13 protein-coding genes are annotated in these 17,745 nt (G+C 44.8%); 6 read left to right on the forward strand and 7 right to left on the reverse strand.

What is annotated here, in order from left to right:
• Positions 1-32 precede the first annotated feature (32 nt).
• Entirely contained in the window at positions 33-1,265 is a 1,233-nt protein-coding gene (gene glp / locus Q1A08_RS00080) for a gephyrin-like molybdotransferase Glp (protein ID WP_299767901.1), read from the reverse strand.
• 27 nt (positions 1,266-1,292) lie between these two features.
• Complete coding sequence (narL, locus tag Q1A08_RS00085) at positions 1,293-1,931, reverse strand: two-component system response regulator NarL (RefSeq protein ID WP_299767904.1); 639 nt, start codon at positions 1,929-1,931, stop codon at positions 1,293-1,295.
• A 421-nt stretch (positions 1,932-2,352) separates the two neighbouring features.
• On the opposite strand from narL, the gene Q1A08_RS00090 reads away from it, so the two are divergent.
• Complete coding sequence (locus Q1A08_RS00090; RefSeq protein WP_299767907.1) at positions 2,353-4,014, forward strand: MFS transporter; 1,662 nt, start codon at positions 2,353-2,355, stop codon at positions 4,012-4,014.
• A gap of 88 nt (positions 4,015-4,102) precedes the next feature.
• Here the strand turns inward: Q1A08_RS00090 and Q1A08_RS00095 are convergent, their stop codons facing one another.
• Positions 4,103-5,962 carry a type IV pili methyl-accepting chemotaxis transducer N-terminal domain-containing protein gene (locus tag Q1A08_RS00095; RefSeq protein WP_299767910.1) on the reverse strand — a complete coding sequence of 620 codons (1,860 nt, stop codon included), beginning with the start codon at positions 5,960-5,962 and terminating at the stop codon, positions 4,103-4,105.
• Positions 5,963-6,247: 285 nt separating this feature from the next.
• Here Q1A08_RS00095 and Q1A08_RS00100 point away from each other — a divergent pair, with 285 nt between their 5' ends.
• Genes Q1A08_RS00100 through Q1A08_RS00120 form a run of 5 tightly spaced genes read left to right on the forward strand, consistent with a single transcriptional unit; the run spans position 6,248 to position 13,775 of the window.
• Complete coding sequence (locus tag Q1A08_RS00100; protein WP_299767913.1) at positions 6,248-9,994, forward strand: nitrate reductase subunit alpha; 3,747 nt, start codon at positions 6,248-6,250, stop codon at positions 9,992-9,994.
• Positions 9,991-11,547: a nitrate reductase subunit beta gene (gene narH, locus Q1A08_RS00105; protein ID WP_299767916.1), complete on the forward strand. Its 1,557-nt coding sequence runs from the start codon at positions 9,991-9,993 to the stop codon at positions 11,545-11,547. Before Q1A08_RS00100 ends, narH begins: the two co-directional genes overlap by 4 nt.
• A 2-nt stretch (positions 11,548-11,549) precedes the next feature.
• Positions 11,550-12,290: a nitrate reductase molybdenum cofactor assembly chaperone gene (gene narJ, locus Q1A08_RS00110; protein WP_299767919.1), complete on the forward strand. Its 741-nt coding sequence runs from the start codon at positions 11,550-11,552 to the stop codon at positions 12,288-12,290.
• Positions 12,287-12,958, forward strand: coding sequence for a respiratory nitrate reductase subunit gamma (gene narI / locus Q1A08_RS00115; RefSeq protein ID WP_299767921.1), 672 nt, complete (start codon positions 12,287-12,289; stop codon positions 12,956-12,958). Before narJ ends, narI begins: the two co-directional genes overlap by 4 nt.
• A 52-nt stretch (positions 12,959-13,010) precedes the next feature.
• Complete coding sequence (locus Q1A08_RS00120; protein WP_299767924.1) at positions 13,011-13,775, forward strand: peptidylprolyl isomerase; 765 nt, start codon at positions 13,011-13,013, stop codon at positions 13,773-13,775.
• 65 nt (positions 13,776-13,840) lie between these two features.
• Here Q1A08_RS00120 and Q1A08_RS00125 read toward each other — a convergent pair whose 3' ends face one another.
• The 4 genes from Q1A08_RS00125 to moaB form a co-directional block, all read right to left on the reverse strand.
• The gene (locus tag Q1A08_RS00125; protein WP_299767927.1) at positions 13,841-14,179 is read right to left on the reverse strand and encodes a hypothetical protein; all 339 of its coding nucleotides are present in this window, start codon (positions 14,177-14,179) and stop codon (positions 13,841-13,843) included.
• Between the two features lie 4 nt (positions 14,180-14,183).
• Entirely contained in the window at positions 14,184-14,855 is a 672-nt protein-coding gene (locus Q1A08_RS00130; RefSeq protein WP_299767930.1) for an NrdJb, read from the reverse strand.
• 9 nt (positions 14,856-14,864) lie between these two features.
• Positions 14,865-17,003, reverse strand: coding sequence for an adenosylcobalamin-dependent ribonucleoside-diphosphate reductase (locus tag Q1A08_RS00135; protein WP_299767933.1), 2,139 nt, complete (start codon positions 17,001-17,003; stop codon positions 14,865-14,867).
• A gap of 186 nt (positions 17,004-17,189) precedes the next feature.
• Positions 17,190-17,735, reverse strand: coding sequence for a molybdenum cofactor biosynthesis protein B (gene moaB, locus Q1A08_RS00140; RefSeq protein ID WP_299767935.1), 546 nt, complete (start codon positions 17,733-17,735; stop codon positions 17,190-17,192).
• Positions 17,736-17,745 lie beyond the last annotated feature (10 nt).

Below are 17,745 nucleotides of genomic sequence, written 5' to 3' on the forward strand. Positions count from 1 at the left end.
GACCATTAGCCGGCTGAGAGTTCTCAGTCCTATTATTGCAGCCATCTATCAAACGGAATCAACTCTATTTGTTCTCCAGCATCGATAGGGCCTCTGTCGCGCTCTAGTTTTATATAGCAGTTACTTCGGCTCATTGAACTAAGCATCCCAGAGCTTTGATCGATTCCACAATTGAGTATGTATTCGCCATCTCGGTTTTGGGAGATAAACCCTCTTTGGAAATCGGTTCTACCTGATCGTTTTCTTATGTGATCTGGTGCTGGAACTTTAAGACTTAGTGTTTCTTGTGGATGCGCTCCAGATAGTTTCTGCAGGGCTGGTATCGCTAACTGGTGAAAAGTTACAGCAGCTGAAGTTGGGTTGCCTGGCAGGCCAAAGAAGGGTGTGCCAGATAGCTTGCCAAAGGCAAAGGGCTTTCCAGGCTTAATGGCCAGCTTCCAAAACTCGATTTTACCCATTTCATCAAGAATATCTTTAGTGTAGTCGGCCTCCCCAACAGAGACTCCTCCGCTTGAGACAATGGCATCGCAACTTTCTTTGCAGCGTTGAAAAGCTCTGCGTAAGGCCTCGGGCTCATCAGGAATAATACCCAAATTCAGCACTTCCATATCGAGACGTTTGAGCATGGCGGCCACGACAAAGCGATTACTATCATAGATACATGCTGGGTCGAGGCTTTGTTGGGGAAGTCGTAGTTCGTCCCCGGTTGAGAAGAGACCCACTTTAAGCCTCCGTCTTACTGGTATTCGATATTTCCCGATCGAAGCAAGTAAGCCTAAATCACTTGGGGAGAGGCGCTTGCCAGCAGCTAATACCAACTGCCCCTTGCCTATATCATTTCCGGCTAAGCGAATATTATTACCTGCAGCACAATCAGTTTGAAGAACAATTGTATCGCGATCTATTAGGCAATTCTCCTGCATAATAACGGTGTTGCACCCCTTTGGTACGGGTGCTCCCGTCATAATTCGTATGCATTGACCCTGCAGTGCTTCACCAGGGTAGGGTGAACCTGCGAAAGACTTTCCAACTACGCTTAGCTGGTTTCCGGCTTTACCGTCTTGACTATTAAAGGCATAGCCATCCATTGCCGAATTGTCATAGCTAGGTACGTCAATAGCCGAGTGGATATCTTCGGCAAGTATGGCGTCTAAAGAGTCTTCTAAGTCGCGTTTTTCGATATCACCCACCGGTGAAATTTGTTTCAATAATTTTTCTAGCGCTATTTCTAAAGGGAGCAAGCCGGACCCTTCACAACAATTCATAATATGGCTCTCTCAAGTGAATGGGGACTATTTTTGATTGACCATCCATACGGCCGCTTCGACGCGAGACTTCAGTTCAAGCTTCTTCAAAATGTGTTTTACATGAACCTTTACGGTCCCGTCAGTAATATCGAGTTCACGTCCAATGAGTTTATTGGATAGTCCTTTAGCGATAAGCTTTAATATCTCATGCTCCCTACTGGTGAGCTTGGCCAGTAGATTGGTCTTACTCTTATTGCCTCTGATCGCGCTGGCAAGTACCTGAGTTAGGCTTTCACTGATAGCCATTTTTCCGACAGCTGCTTCACGAATCTTTTCCAATATCTCTTCAGGCGGCATATCCTTCAAAAGATAGCCGTCGGCTCCATAACTGATAGCGAGTACTACATCTTCATCACTGTCAGAAACTGTGAGCATAACAATACGCGAACTGACGCCAGCTTCGCGTAAAGCTCTGAGGGTCTCTAGCCCATCCATGCCCTGCATGTTGAGGTCTAAGATGATTAAGTCGGGTTCTTCATCAGTTGCTAATGCAATGGCCTCTTTACCGTTAGAGGCTTCGGCTATAACAGCTAGATCCTCTTCGAACTCCAGCAGTTGACGTAAGCCTTTACGCAACAGTGGATGATCATCGACTAGCATGATTGTGGATACTGACTCGGTCATTACTCCCCCTTACATCTTTCAATAATAGGCTTAGGCTGCTTGCCTATGTTCGACACTTTATTATTGCTCTACAAGGGGCAGGGTAGCATGGTTTGACCTAAATCATGCTTTGGCTGTTTCTATTTTTCTGCCCGAATCGATTGAATCAGCAAAACTACCACCTTGTAGGTAGCCGCTGAGTATCGCAGTTTTAAATTAGTAATTTGTTGTATATAAAACTTTGTCTTTAAAGTTGCCATAAATAAGGGATTTGCGAATAGTGATGATTGATTTTCTCGGCTATAAAATGGTGACTTACTCCTATCGGGGTATTAAGTATTGGCTGACCTCGCGATAAGACCCTACCTCCTATGTGTGCTTGAGCCTAATTGCCGCTCTGTCATAGTAAAAGCTCGAAACATTCCTTTCTAAGGGGGCGCATATGACTGTATCTCAGTCACAAGAACGACCAGCTGGGGCCGATGGCAAGCCTAGCTCAGGTGCTGATATTCATCAGTGGGATCCTGAAGACTCAGCATTTTGGGAATCCAAAGGCAAGGGCATTGCGAATCGTAATTTATGGATCTCGATACCGAGCTTGTTAACTGGCTTCGCGGTTTGGTTGTATTGGGGAATTATTACCGTTCAAATGTTGAATTTGGGCTTCGACTTTGAGAAATCAGAGCTCTTTTCGTTGATGGCCATTGCTGGTTTAACTGGTGCTACTTTACGAATTCCTAGTAGTTTTTTTATTCGTTTAGTGGGCGGGCGAAACACGATATTTTTTACTACTGCGCTGTTAATGCTACCTGCTATTGGCGCCGGCCTAGCGCTGCAGGATAAAAATACGCCACTTTGGGTTTTCCAACTCCTTGCTTTGATGTCGGGATTTGGTGGCGGTAACTTTGCATCATCAATGTCGAATATTTCTTTCTTTTTCCCTAAGAAGCAGCAAGGTTTAGCGCTTGGCTTAAATGCTGGTCTAGGTAATTTTGGTGTTACCACCATGCAGATACTAATTCCATTGGTAATGACCTTTGGTTTATTTGGTGGTGATGCGATGATTCTTCAGAATACATCGGGTACCTTGATCGGTAAGATTCCTGCAGGTTCTGAGACATTTATTCACAATGCTGGGTTTGTCTGGTTGTTATTTTTAGTGCCGTTATTCTTCCTTGGTTGGTTTGGCATGAACAATCTACGCACTAAGGAAGTATCGCCTGACATACCCAGTGCGCCGGTAGGATTTGGAATAATAACGGGTATGTTGGCAATTGGTTTCATTGCTGCCGCCACTGGTCTTTGGTTGATGCTGCCAGAATCTGCAAATGGTTCGGGCTGGGGAGTACCAAAAGAGATCGTATTAATCCTGGTGATTACGGCGACAGTACTGTTGTTGAAATTATTGCCAGGGCAGATTCGTACTAATTTAAAAAAGCAGTATGAAATATTCGGTAATAAACACACATGGGTTATGAGTGTTATCTACACCATGACTTTTGGATCGTTTATCGGTTTTGCCGCAGCATTTCCGTTGTCAATTAAGGTGATATTTGGTTATCAGCACATTATGGTTGATGGCGTTATGACACATGATACGGTGAATGCGAACGGACCGAGTGCATTAATGTACGCTTGGATGGGAGCCTTTATTGGTGCTTTGATTCGTCCACTTGGAGGTTGGATTTCCGATAAAGTAGGTGGCGCTTTAGTAACACAGGTTTGCTCTGTAGTTATGGTGGGCAGTGCTTTAGGTGTAGCTTACTTTATGAAGGCAGCTTATAACTCGGCAACTCCCGAGCAGTTCTTTATGCCCTTCTTTGTATTGTTTCTATTGTTGTTTGCGGCCACTGGTATTGGTAATGGCTCCACCTTCCGCACTATCGCAATGGTATTCCCCAAAGCTCAGGCTGGCCCGGTATTGGGTTGGACTTCAGCGGTGGCGGCCTATGGTGCTTTTTATATCCCCAAAGTGCTGGGTGAGCAAATTAAAGCAACGACCCCAGAGTACGCTCTTTATGGTTTTGCAGCTTTCTACGCAGTATGTATTGTAGTCAATTGGTGGTTTTACCTGCGTAAAAGTGGTGAATTTTATAATCCTTAACCTCGACGGCTCGGCTGTGCCTTAACAGCCACTTTTACTCATAGCTCGACCTTGCGCCCAGTCTCCCACTGGGCTTTTTTATAGTCATTTACAATTCGTAGTTAAATCGCTCTTTTTCTTGTTCTTTTAAGTACTCGGGGAGGAATTTAAATAACACTACGGTGCCCCCGTCAGGATCGGCTGATATCTCAATATTTCCACCGAGATGGCGTCCTCGTTCATTCATGATAGCCAACCCATAGTGATTAAGCTTTTCTGGCGATTGCTGAATACCAATGCCATTATCTTTGATGCTGAGCTCAATACTTTGATCGCTAGCTTGGCACAACCTAATAACGACCATAGAGCCTTTGGAGTGATGGATAGAGTTTTGGCTGGCCTCTCGCATGATTTGTAACAGGTGTATTTCCTCTGTTGAACTTAGTGGTAGATCACTTAACTGATAGTCCAATATGATTTCCATATCAGATCGCTCAAGCAATTGCTCAACGGTGTTGGAAATCGCGCCGTATAAACCATCGGCATCAATTTTAAGACGAAACGTGGTGAGTAGCTCCCGTAATTGCCGGTAGGCTGAAGAAAGTCCCTCGCGGAGCTCATCAATTACTGGTGGTTGTAATTCGAACCTTTCCATGTCATGCATGCGCTTAAGTCGGCTCACCTGAATTTGTAAGTAAGACAGAGCTTGAGCCAGAGAGTCATGTAGCTCTCTAGCAATTACGGTTCGCTCATTTAGCATAGCTAGCCTACGTTCTTGCTGGCTTTGTTCTGATAAAGATAGGGCAATAGCCAGCTGATCCGCTGTGGTTCGTAATAACTTTTCCTGCCAAGGCTCCAGCAAGTGGTTGGGTAATCTCTTTAAGTTAATTGTGCCGTAATCACTGTCATTGCGATTAATCGGAAAGTGTTCTACAAAATTACTGGGGTTTAGTCGCACAAACGGCGCACTGCCTTTGCAGCTCGCGCAGTCTCCTTCACCACATTGGCTGACGGCTTGAGAATTTGGTGAGATATGCAAATACGGGTGTTCGCCATGGGGAGTGAATAGGCACAGCTCTAGTGGCTCCACTTTCAATACTCGAGACAGTTCGTTCAGTATTTCCTGGTAGTCGAGTTTATGTTGTTGCATATCGATAATTTTTTGTGCAGTTGCAAATAGAAACTCTAAGGTAATATTATTTCGATGCAATTCCTCTGTTCGCTCTTCGACTCTTTGTTCCAGCTTAGAATAAGATTCTTCAATAGAATCACTCATTTGATTGAAGACAGCGCCCATCATGCCTAATTCATCCTTCTCATTGATTTGGGCTCGTTGGCTAAAATCACCTTTACCAAAGCGATCTACGGTTTGCATGAGTTCACTCAAAGGCTGTTCAACTCGATTTTTCAACAGATAGTAAATCAAGGCGCCAACACAGATAGTTGCTAATAGTGCGAGCAATTGGAACGACCTCAATTGTTTAATTTTACGTTCCGCTTCAATTTGGAATAAATTAACGACTTCGTCTGTCAGCTCTACTTGTTTGTCTAAGAGATCAAGATAATCGTTTTTCTGTACGCGGGATTCGTTGATAGCAGTTAATAAAATAGGTTTTAGGGTTTGATCCCAGTGTTTAAATGCAAGTTCGAATTGATGCTTGAGGCGATTGTTGCTATTGCTGGTTTGGCTATGTTGATTTGAAAATAGGCTATGGTTCCAAGTTTGATCTAATTCTACTATATATCGATTCGCGAGTTCTGTTTCGCCACTTTTCAGTGCAAGACCAACCTGATAGGTCTTCATCCTCATAGAGCCGGAAACATTGATCGCTTGCGCATCTTTGTCCGACAGCTCTGTGATCCAAAAAGAAACAAAAATCGTCATTAAAGTAACGATAATAATCGATATTAAGGAGAGGGTAATGTAACCCATGACCGAGTTGGTATATTGCTGTTTGATAATATCCATAATGCTTCTCTAGCCCACCTAGGGCTTATCAGGTCGGGTCTACCTATCAATACTCAGGGTGTAAAAATAGAAACTTCATTTCTGAGTATCTTTGAAAAATTAGCTTTTATTTTCAGTAACTTACGGTGTTTGTGTAAATACCTCCTTGGAGGTAGTTGAGCCCTTTGTGGAGTTTTTACGACAGGGCTGTATTGATCCATATCAACTGCTTTTATTGCCTGCTTACTATAGTCGAATCACCCGTGAATAGCTGCTGGAAATTCCAGTAAGTGGTGAGGAATATACATGAGCCATTTCTTAGATAAACTGCGTTTTTTTAAAAGCAAACAAGAGCCCTTTGCCGAGGGGCACGGTATCACCACTGATCAGGATAGAGCCTGGGAAGATGGTTATCGCCGCCGATGGCAGCACGACAAGATCGTACGGTCTACCCATGGGGTGAACTGTACTGGGTCTTGTAGCTGGAAAATCTATGTTAAAGATGGTCTGGTTACTTGGGAGACTCAGCAAACCGACTACCCCCGTACTCGACCTGATTTACCTAATCATGAGCCCCGTGGCTGCCCTCGAGGTGCCAGTTATTCTTGGTACATCTACAGTGCGAATAGATTGAAGTACCCTAAGGTGCGCAAGTCACTATTGAAACTATGGCGTGCCGCAAAGCAACAACACAGTGACCCTGTTTTGGCCTGGGCTTCAATAGTAAGTGATCCAGAAAAAGCCAAAGCCTATAAGTCTAAACGCGGCCTTGGTGGCATGGTGCGTTCTGATTGGAATGAAGTAAATGAGATTATCGCCGCTTCTAATATTTACACGGCGAAAAACTACGGTCCAGACCGTATAACCGGTTTCTCACCGATTCCTGCCATGTCTATGGTCTCTTATGCGGCAGGTGCCCGTTATCTGTCGCTCATTGGCGGAAACTGTTTGAGCTTTTACGATTGGTATTGTGATCTACCACCGGCGTCTCCGCAGATTTGGGGTGAGCAGACCGATGTGCCTGAATCTGCAGATTGGTATAACTCTGGATACATTATTGCCTGGGGCTCAAATGTTCCGCAAACTCGTACGCCTGATGCGCATTTCTTTACTGAAGTACGTTATAAGGGCACTAAGACTGTTTCCGTTACTCCGGACTTTTCTGAAGTCGCCAAGCTCACAGATGAGTGGTTACCCGCTAAACAAGGTACTGATGCGGCCTTAGCTATGGCAATGGGCCATGTGATTCTGAAAAAGTTTCACCTTGAAAATCCCAGTGAATATTTCCAGGAATATGTAAAACAAAAAACCGACTTCCCTTATCTTGTTTGCTTGGACGAAAGTGAACATGGTTTGCAGCAGGGGCGTTTTTTGAGGGCGTCTGATTTAGCAGACAATCTTGGCCAAGAAAACAACCCTGAGTGGAAGACTATTGCGCTTGATCATAAAGGTGAGCTGGTTTCACCAACCGGTTCCATTGGCTACCGTTGGGGTGAAAAGGGCAAATGGAATATCCAGCAAAAAGATGGTTCTAGTGGCGATGACGTCGATCTAAGTTTATCGCTCAAAGAGCAACATGATGATCTGGTCGATGTGGTTTTCCCTTATTTTGGAGGGCAAAAGCATGATTACGACTACTTCCAGCACACTGATCATACTGAGCTACAAGCACGTAAAGTGCCAGCCAAACGTATTCAATTGGCCAATGGTAAGTCCATTTTGGTGGCTACAGTCTTCGATCTAACCCTGGCTAACTACGGTGTGGATAATGGCTATCAATGTGAAAACTGCGCCAGTAGTTTTGATGAAGATAAGCCTTATACCCCTGCATGGCAGGAAAAAATTACCGGCTTACCCAAAGAGCAAGTCATCAAGATTGCGACTGAGTTTGCTGACAATGCCCATAAAACCCATGGCCGCAGCATGATAATTATTGGTGCTGCGATGAACCACTGGTACAACATGGATATGAACTACCGCGGCGTTATTAATATGCTGATGATGTGTGGTTGTATTGGGCAATCTGGTGGTGGCTGGGCTCACTATGTAGGACAGGAAAAACTAAGGCCGCAAACCGGTTGGTTGCCGCTCGCCTTTGGCTTGGATTGGCAGCGTCCACCACGTCAAATGAACGGAACAAGCTTCTTCTACAACCATGCGGATCAATGGCGTTACGAAAAGCTGCGCATGGAGGAAGTGGTTTCCCCGCTCGCAAATAAGGAGAAGTGGAGCGGCTCAATCATTGACTACAATACGCGTGCAGAGCGCATGGGTTGGTTACCTTCGGCGCCGCAGTTGGGTATGAACCCACTTGATTTGGTTAAGCAGGCCAACGAAGCCGGAGTGGACCCAAAAGATTATGCCGTTCAGCAGCTAAAGAGTGGCGATTTAAAGTTTGCCTGTGAAGATCCTGATAATCCACAGAACTTCCCACGCAATCTATTTATCTGGCGCTCCAATTTACTAGGCTCTTCAGGTAAAGGGCATGAATATATGCTACGCCACCTCTTGGGGACCAAGAATGGCTTGCAGGGCAAAGATCTAGGTGAAAGCGACGAGGCTAAGCCAGAGGATGTCGTATGGAATGATGAAGCGCCGGAAGGAAAAATTGACTTAGTTGTCACTTTAGATTTTCGCATGTCATCAACCTGTATGTATTCAGATATCGTTTTACCGACCGCAACTTGGTATGAGAAAGACGATATGAATACCTCGGATATGCACCCATTTATTCATCCTTTATCAAAAGCCATTGATCCTGTATGGGAGTCACGCTCTGATTGGGAGATCTTTAAAGGTATTGCCAAACGTTTCTCTGAGCTGACCGAAAATCATCTGGGTGTCGAGAAAGATCTGGTAACCGTACCACTCTTGCATGATAGCCCAGGAGAATTAGCCCAGCCCGATGGGGTGAAAGCTTGGTGGAAGGGTGAATGCGATTTAATTCCTGGAAAAACAGCACCCAATATGGTGGTGGTTGAGCGTGATTACCCCAATACCTATAAACGTTTTACATCACTTGGCCCCTTGTTGGAAAAATTAGGTAATGGCGGTAAGGGCATTTCCTGGAATACCGAAGAAGAGGTTAAATTCCTTGGCGATTTGAACTACCGACATACAGAAGAAGGTATTCATCAAGGTCGCCCTAAGATAGAAAGTGCCATCGATGCTGCAGAAGTGATCCTTTCTTTGGCTCCTGAGACCAATGGTCATGTTGCTGTTAAAGCTTGGGAAGCACTAGGTGAATTCACGGGGCTTGATCACACTCATTTAGCGAAGCCAAAGGAAGACGAGAAAATTCGATTCCGTGATATTCAGGCGCAGCCACGCAAGATCATCAGTTCGCCAACATGGTCCGGCTTAGAAGATGAACACGTTTCTTATAATGCTGGCTACACCAATGTTCATGAGCAAATTCCATGGCGTACTGTGACTGGGCGCCAACAATTCTATCAGGATCATGAATGGATGCGTGACTTTGGTGAAACCCAGTGTCTTTACAAACCGCCTGTGAATTTGAAGACCATCGAGCCTATCAAAGGCAAAAAGCCTAATGGCCACAAAGAAATAGTGTTGAACTGGATTACGCCACATCAGAAGTGGGGTATCCACTCCACTTATTCAGATAATCTGTTAATGCTGACCTTATCACGCGGCGGCCCCATCATTTGGATATCCGAAGGGGACGCTAAAGAGGCAGGTATTGAAGATAATGACTGGATTGAAGCTTTTAATGTTAATGGCGCAATTTCGGCTCGAGCGGTGGTCTCCCAGCGCGTACCAAGTGGTATGAGCATGATGTACCACGCGCAAGAGCGCATTGTGAATATACCAGGAGCAGAAACCACTCAGACTCGTGGTGGTATGCATAACTCGGTAACTCGCGCCATTATGAAACCTACACATATGATTGGTGGATATGCGCAACAAGCGTATGGCTTCAACTACTACGGCACCGTAGGTTGTAACCGAGATGAGTTTGTTGTTGTTAGAAAGATGAATAAAATTGATTGGCTAGATGAGGAACAGACCCAGGTGGAGGTGCAGAAATGAAAGTACGTGCGCAAATAGGCATGGTCCTTAATTTGGACAAGTGCATTGGCTGTCATACCTGCTCAATCACTTGTAAAAATGTTTGGACTTCAAGAGATGGTGTTGAATACGCGTGGTTTAATAATGTTGAATCCAAGCCTGGTGTTGGTTTCCCTAAAGAATGGGAAAATCAAGATAAGTGGAACGGAGGCTGGGTTCGCAATGCCAATGGCAAATTAGAGCCTCGTCAAGGTGGTAAGTTGCGTCTGTTGGCGAATATTTTCGCGAACCCTGATTTACCGGAAATTGATGACTACTATGAACCTTTTGATTTTGATTATGAGCATTTACATAATGCACCAGAGTCGAAACATCAGCCAGTTGCCAGACCACGCTCTTTAATTACTGGGCAGCGTATGCAGAAAATTAACTGGGGACCCAACTGGGAAGAAATTCTTGGGACCGAGTTTGAGAAGCGAAAGGTTGATAAAAACTTTGACGAAGTGATTCAAAAGGATATCTACGGACAGTTCGAAAAGACATTTATGATGTACTTGCCGAGGCTTTGTGAGCACTGCTTAAACCCCGCTTGCGTAGCTAGCTGCCCTTCGGGTGCGATTTATAAACGCGAAGAAGACGGCATTGTACTAATCGATCAGGATAAATGTCGAGGCTGGCGCATGTGCGTGTCCGGCTGTCCTTATAAGAAAATTTATTACAATTGGAAAACTGGCAAATCGGAAAAATGTATATTCTGCTACCCTCGTATCGAGGCTGGTCAGCCAACTGTTTGCTCTGAGACTTGTGTAGGTCGAATTCGTTACCTTGGTGTGCTGCTTTATGATGCCGACAAGATTGAAGAAGCGGCCAGCACGGAATTAGAACGAGACTTGTATCAGGCCCAGTTGGATGTGTTTTTGGATCCTTCAGATCCTCAGGTGCAAAAAGCCGCAAGAGAAGAAGGTATTCCAGAAGCTTGGCTTGATGCCGCACAGCAATCACCAGTGTATAAAATGGCGATGGACTGGAAAGTGGCGCTGCCACTGCATCCTGAGTATCGCACCTTGCCAATGGTTTGGTACATACCGCCACTGTCACCAATACAAAATGCCATTGAAGACGGTTCTATCGGGAAGGATGGTGTGATTCCGGATTTAAAATCTCTGCGCATTCCTATTCGTTACTTGGCTAATTTATTAACTGCAGGTGACGAAGCTCCTGTGCTGTCGGCTCTCGAACGTATGCTAGCCATGCGTTCTTACAAGCGTTCGCAGTTAGTAGAAGGTGAAGAAGATCTCGAAGTTCTAAAGGAAGTTGGCCTAAGTAGTCAGCAAGTTGAAGAGATGTATCGCTATATGGCGATAGCCAACTACGAAGACCGTTTTGTTATTCCGAGCAGTCATACTGCTTACGCAGAAGAAGCTTACAGCATGAAGAGCAGCTGTGGATTTAGCTTTGGTAATGGCTGTGGTGGTGGTAGCAGCGATGCGAATCTATTTGGAGTGCAGCAGCAAGGCAATCGTCAGCAGTTGGACCTAGCTCGTGAGATCACTGTTGTTCAGGTGGAGGATTGATTATGAGGATCCTACAACTACTATCCCTGCTGATGGACTACCCTAAAACCAGCTTGGTGGAACATCTTGATGACATTAAGGAGATTATAGAATACTCGGATCTCCCCTTAGGCCAGCAGCTCGCGCTGCTGGAATTTGTCGAGCGCAGAGGGTGTATGGATTTGATCGACTGGCAGGCAGAATATGATGGTTTATTCGAGCGCGGTCGTTCCCTCGGCCTGTGGCTGTTTGAGCATGTACACGGGGAGTCCCGTGATCGCGGCCAAGCCATGGTCGAATTGATAGCCAAATACAAAGAAGCCAACTTGCAGCTTGATCGTCATGAGCTTCCTGATTATATACCTCTGTTTTTGGAGTTTTTATCTACTCAAGGGCGGGATAATGCCAAACTTTGGTTATGTGAAGTGGCACATATCCTAGCCTTGTTGCAGTGTCGCCTTGAACGTCGTGGCAGTAACTACTCGGTGTTATTCGATGCCTTACTAGAGTTTTCTGCCGCAGATATCGATATTGACGAAATTCGTCAACAAGTGGCCAGCGAAAAACGAGATGACAGCAAGAAAGCCATCGATAAGGAGTGGGAAGAAGAGGAGGTGAGTTTTGGTGCTGATTCCATAGATAAAGCTTGCGAACAGGCGAATCGTAAACCTTCGCAATCCCAGAGGAAAGATCTTGATGTCCCATTAAATTGGGTTGGGTTTAATGATTACCATGATGCCGCTGAAGAGGGGGCTAAACAATGAACCATTTTTTATTTGGAATCTATCCGTATATAGCATTGGCAATATTTTTTCTGGGCACGTTAGTTCGTTATGACCGCGAACAGTACAGCTGGAAAACAGGTTCCAGCCAAATGTTAGAAAGTAAAGCTCTGAAACTCGGTAGTCGTCCCTTTCATATTGGTATCATTATGGTATTACTGGGACACTTTGTGGGGCTGCTGACGCCTCATCAAGTCTGGGACTTTTTGGGCATTACCGCCAGCATGAAGCAAGTCTTTGCAATGGCTATGGGTGGTTTTTTCGGAATTATTTGTCTATTTGGTTTAGTCGTGTTGATCAAGCGTCGCTTGGGTAATGAGCGCATTAGGGCAACCAGCTCAACGATGGATATTGCTTTACTATTTATTTTGCTGGTTCAATTGTTGCTGGGCTTGCTATCAATTTTTGTTTCCGCCGGCCATATGGATGGGGAAGAAATGTTAAAACTTATGAGTTGGGCGCAGAACATGGTAATTTTGAATGGCGTTGCTGCTTCAGCTGCAATCGCTGATGTGCACATCATATTCAAGTTGCATGTCTTCTTGGGGATGACTCTGTTTGTTATTTTCCCATTTAGCCGCTTGGTGCATATCTGGAGCGTACCGGTATCGTACTTCAGTAGAAACTACCAAATTGTTCGTAGCAAATAACGATTCAAACAGGGAGGGAGCTTGTCTTCCTCCGTTGTTGAGGTATATAGAGATGATTCGTGTAAACCAAACTGAGATCAGTGAAGCGAAAATCGCTGAAGAAATGCAATATCACAGTGCTGAATCTCAACGTGAAGCAATGCTAAAAGCCGCTGAAGCGTTGTTGATTAGTGAATTGCTACGACAAAGAGCAAAGGAACTTGAGCTCTTGGATGATGATTTGCCGGAAGATGAGGATCATTTTAGCCAAGCTCTATTTGATCGTGAGCTAGATTGTCCCAAAGCGAGTAATGAAGATTGCTTGCAGTATTTCAAGCAAAATCCTGCTAAGTTTTTTAGTAGCCCATTGATCGAAGCGCGTCATATTTTGATTGCTGCTGACCCTCGCGAAGCAGAAGCTAGCTTGTCAGCCAAAGATAAGGCACAGCAGTTGCTTGAGCAGCTGCAAGAAGATATTAGCCAGTTTGATGTTCTGGCTAAGGCTTATTCAGCTTGTATGTCGAAGAAAACTGGTGGTCAGTTGGGCCAGCTCAGTAAAGGTCAAACCGTTGCAGAATTTGAACGCCAATTATTCCAGTGTCGCCCAGGCTTGCTCGCTGCGCCGATAGAGACTCGTTATGGCTATCATATTGTGCAAATTGATCATGTTGTAGAAGGGCAAGCCTTGCCATTTGAAGCGGTTGAAGAGCGCATTCGCCATTATCTGGATGAAAAAGTACGTCGAAAAGCTATCGCTCAGTACATTGAGCAGTTAATTTCAACCGCCGATATTGAAGGCTTTGATTTTAATGTTTCCGATTCCCCATTGATGAACTAAATCTCTTAGTTCTACTGAGCAGATAAGCCAGGGCCTGCAACAGCAGGCTCTGGAGGATTTCATATCTATAGGCAGCCGCCACAACTTCCACAGCGCCAATCTTCTGGGTTTATAGCTTGGTAAAAGTACTTTAAGTGGGCTTTATCAAAGGGAATATTGAATTCCTCAAAGAGGATTTGTAGCCATTCGATGTTCGCTACTATCCACTCTTCTTCCGGCAGGCCTTCGGCATAGTCCGGGTCATCCTCATAAATAAAGCTATAAATGCCCCAAGTTTCCATATCACTGGCGCGTCGTTCAAAGGGCAGTTCGATAGGTAATTCAAGATAAGTGATTTCCCAATGTCCGGTACAAAGCTGATGGCCTTTTTGGGTCCACAGTGCACGGAATGGATTGTCACTCATGATGTTAACCACACTTGGAGTCACCGCAGTTTAGACAGGTTTTACAACCGTCCATCAAAATGACAGCCTTATTGTGGCATTTAAAGCACAGTAGGGCGTCTTTAGGGAAAGCTGTGTCTTCAGTGGATTCAGCCTTAATGTATTCTAGGTGCTTCTCTTCAAGAATCTTTTTTTGTTCATTGCTTAAAGACTCCGGCTGTAACATACCAATGTTCTTTAGATGTGATTCAATGACACTGCCTATTTCAGCAACCAATGAAGGCATGAATACTCCGCCTGATTTGAAGTAGCCACCTGTTGGGTCAAAAACAGCTTTTAGTTCATCGACCAAAAAAGTAATGTCTCCCCCTTTTCTGAATACCGCTGAAATGACTCGAGTTAATGCCACAACCCACTGAAAATTCTCCATATTTTTGGAGTTGATAAATATTTCGAATGGCTGAAATTGTTCGTGTACCGTACCGGGGTTGAGTACGATATCGTTTATCGTGATATACAGTGCATGGTCGGAAAGCGGAGTTTTTATTTTATAAGTTTCGCCATGTAAACGCTCCGGACGACTTACATTTTCATGCATTGTCTCTGGAGTCGCATCATTGACGACAGGGGCTTCATTGTCCTCTTCTTTGAAGATTCTGTAAGCCACGATTTTTTGATTGATTTCAATAGCGGACATTATAGCCTCCTAAAGTTTGCCGTAGTAGCCTTCTTTTAATGCGTCAAAAAGGTTGGCGGCTGAGTGTTCTTCTCCATCGTAAAGAACCGTTTCATCGCCTTTGATTTTCACTTCGCTACCGTCTTCTAATTGGAAGCAATATACTGTGTTTTGCAAGTCTTGGTCTTTAACCAATACACCCTGAAATGCTTCAGGGTTAAAGCGAAAGGTGGTGCAACCTTTTAAGCCCTTTTTATGGGCATAAAGATAGATATCTTTAAACTCTTCGTAGTCCATATCTGTGGGTACATTGATCGTTTTAGAGATGGAAGAGTCGATCCAATTTTGCGCAGCGGCTTGTACATCAATGTGCTGCTTGGGGCTGACTTCATCGGCAACCGTAAAGTATACAGGTAGATTATTAGTATCAGCGTCAGGATCTACTGTGGATAAGTAATTGAGAAATTCATAAGAGTAAACCTCGGTTTTCACCTTACTTTTTTTGCCTTCCTCGATGATATTTCTTGAGTACCGGTGAGCAAAGCTAGGTTCAATGCCATTGCTGGTGTTGTTGCCGAAAGAAAGTGCAATGGTGCCTGTGGGAGCAACTGAGCTGTGATGGCTAAAGCGGCAGCCGAACTCAGCAATATCGCTTATTAGTTGGGGATCAAGGCTTTCAATCTTATTCATGTAGCGACTGTAGCGGGCAAGCAGGGCCTTGCCCTTCACTTTATCGCCTAGGGAGTGTTTTTCTTTCAATTGAGGGCGTATTTTCAAAAGGCTCTCATCAATGACAAAATCCTCTTCAAATATCGGCGCAGCCCCTTTTTCTTTGGCTAAACGAACACCTTCTCGCCAGCCTTCAAGTGCCAACTCACGGCTAACTTGTTCGGTAAATTCCAAGGACTCAGGGCTCCCATAGGGCATTTTCAACATAGTCATTGCGGATCCGAGCCCCAAGAAACCCATCCCGTGTCTTCGTTTACGCAGTATTTCTTGTTTTTGTTGCGCAAGAGCCAGGCCATTTTCTTCGACTACATTGTCGAGCATGCGTGTAAATACGCGGATAAGTCGGCGGTATTGCGGCCAGTCAAAGTGGGCATCTTCTTTGAATGGATTGCGGACTAAGCCGCTTAAATTGATTGAGCCGAGAAGACAACTGCCATAGGGGGGGAGGGGTTGTTCCCCGCAGGGGTTACTGGCCCTGATCGATTCACAAAACCACAAATTATTAAACTCATTCACACGATCAATCAAGATAAAGCCCGGCTCAGCATAATCATAGGTTGAGCGCATAATTTTATGCCATAGCTTTTCCGCCTTTATGTGCCGGTAAATATGACAAGCGATTCGTCCTTGTGGGTCTCTTATATATTCGCTGCCCAAGTGTGGCATAGTACGCCAATGAATTATCTGTGTATCACTAAGAGTAAGCTCTAACTCTTTTTGCGCGCTCTTGCTCAATGGAAACGACAACGGCCACTGTTGTTTATTTTTAACGGCTTGAATAAAGTCATCATTGATGAGTAAAGATAAATTGAACTGTCGGAGTCGCCCATCCTCACGTTTGGCGGCGATAAAGTCTTCTACATCGGGGTGGTGAATATCAAAGGTAGCCATTTGCGCACCTCGTCTGCCACCGGCGGAAGATACTGTGGCACACATTTTGTCGTAAATATCCATAAAGGACAGTGGACCAGAGGTATAGGCTCCAGCTCCTGATACAAATGCGCCTTTGGGGCGTAAGGTTGAGAATTCGTATCCGATACCACATCCCGCTTTAAGAGTCAGCCCAGCCTCAAGATTTCCCTGTAGTATATCTTCCATAGAATCTTGTAGGGTTTTGGATACTGTACAGTTTATGGTCGAGGTGGCCGGTTTGTATTCTTTGGCACCGAGATTAGACATAATGCGTCCAGCGGGAATGGTGCCATGTTCAAGTGCCCAGAGAAATTCTTGATACCAAAAGTCTCGTCGATCACTTTCAATATTCGCCAAAGCTTTGGCAATGCGCTTGAATGAGTCGCTTATGTTTTTATCAATGCTTTTTCCATTCGCGTCTCGCAAACAATACTTTTTTGACCAAATATCCTGGGAAGTGTCTTGTAGGCTTATTACCTGTGTATTTGCTGTTTCAGATGATGCTGGTATTTGACGAGAATCGCTCATGATTTCCCCCTAAGTTAACTCCCCTATTGTGAAGTGTGAGGGGAGGCAAAGAATTTGATTTGCATCAATTAAGCGAAACTCCAAAGAGGCAATACCTCCTAAAAACTACTTGTTTGAATCGTAGGTATAAAAAAGGCGCTGTAAGCGCCCATATAGTAAAAAAGTGCTGGCTCTTAGTGGACAAGCTTAATTTCGATGTTGGCAGGCAGCGATATCGATTCCTTTTAGCTGTGGAACAAAATTACAGGGACCTTGTCGGCTGTCGAGTTGGCTTGAAATTATTTCCTCCCAGGCGGTGCGACAAGCACCTGTGGAGCCAGGCATGCAAAACAACATGGTTTTATTAGCCATGCCAGCAAGAGCTCTAGATTGAATGGTACTGGTGCCGATTTGTTGGAGCGATACGGCGCGAAACAATTCCCCAAATCCATCAACGATTTTGTCGAGTAGGGGAGTAACCGCTTCGGGTGTGCTGTCTCGACTTGTAAAACCAGTGCCGCCAGTGATGAGTACTGCCTGTAAGTCATCGGCTGCAATCCATTGGCTGATGGCAGAGCGAATCTGATAGATATCATCGATTACAATTTTTTTAGCGGCCAAAATATGTCCACAGCTCACAAGGCTGTCGACTAGATATTGTCCAGAGCTATCGTTGCTCTCATTCCGAGTGTCGGATACCGTTAATACGGCAATGTTTAGGGGAATCTGATGTTCTGTTGTTTGGTGTGACATAATGTGAACC

Source organism: uncultured Pseudoteredinibacter sp., assembly GCF_947500695.1.
Taxonomy (GTDB): domain Bacteria; phylum Pseudomonadota; class Gammaproteobacteria; order Pseudomonadales; family Cellvibrionaceae; genus Pseudoteredinibacter.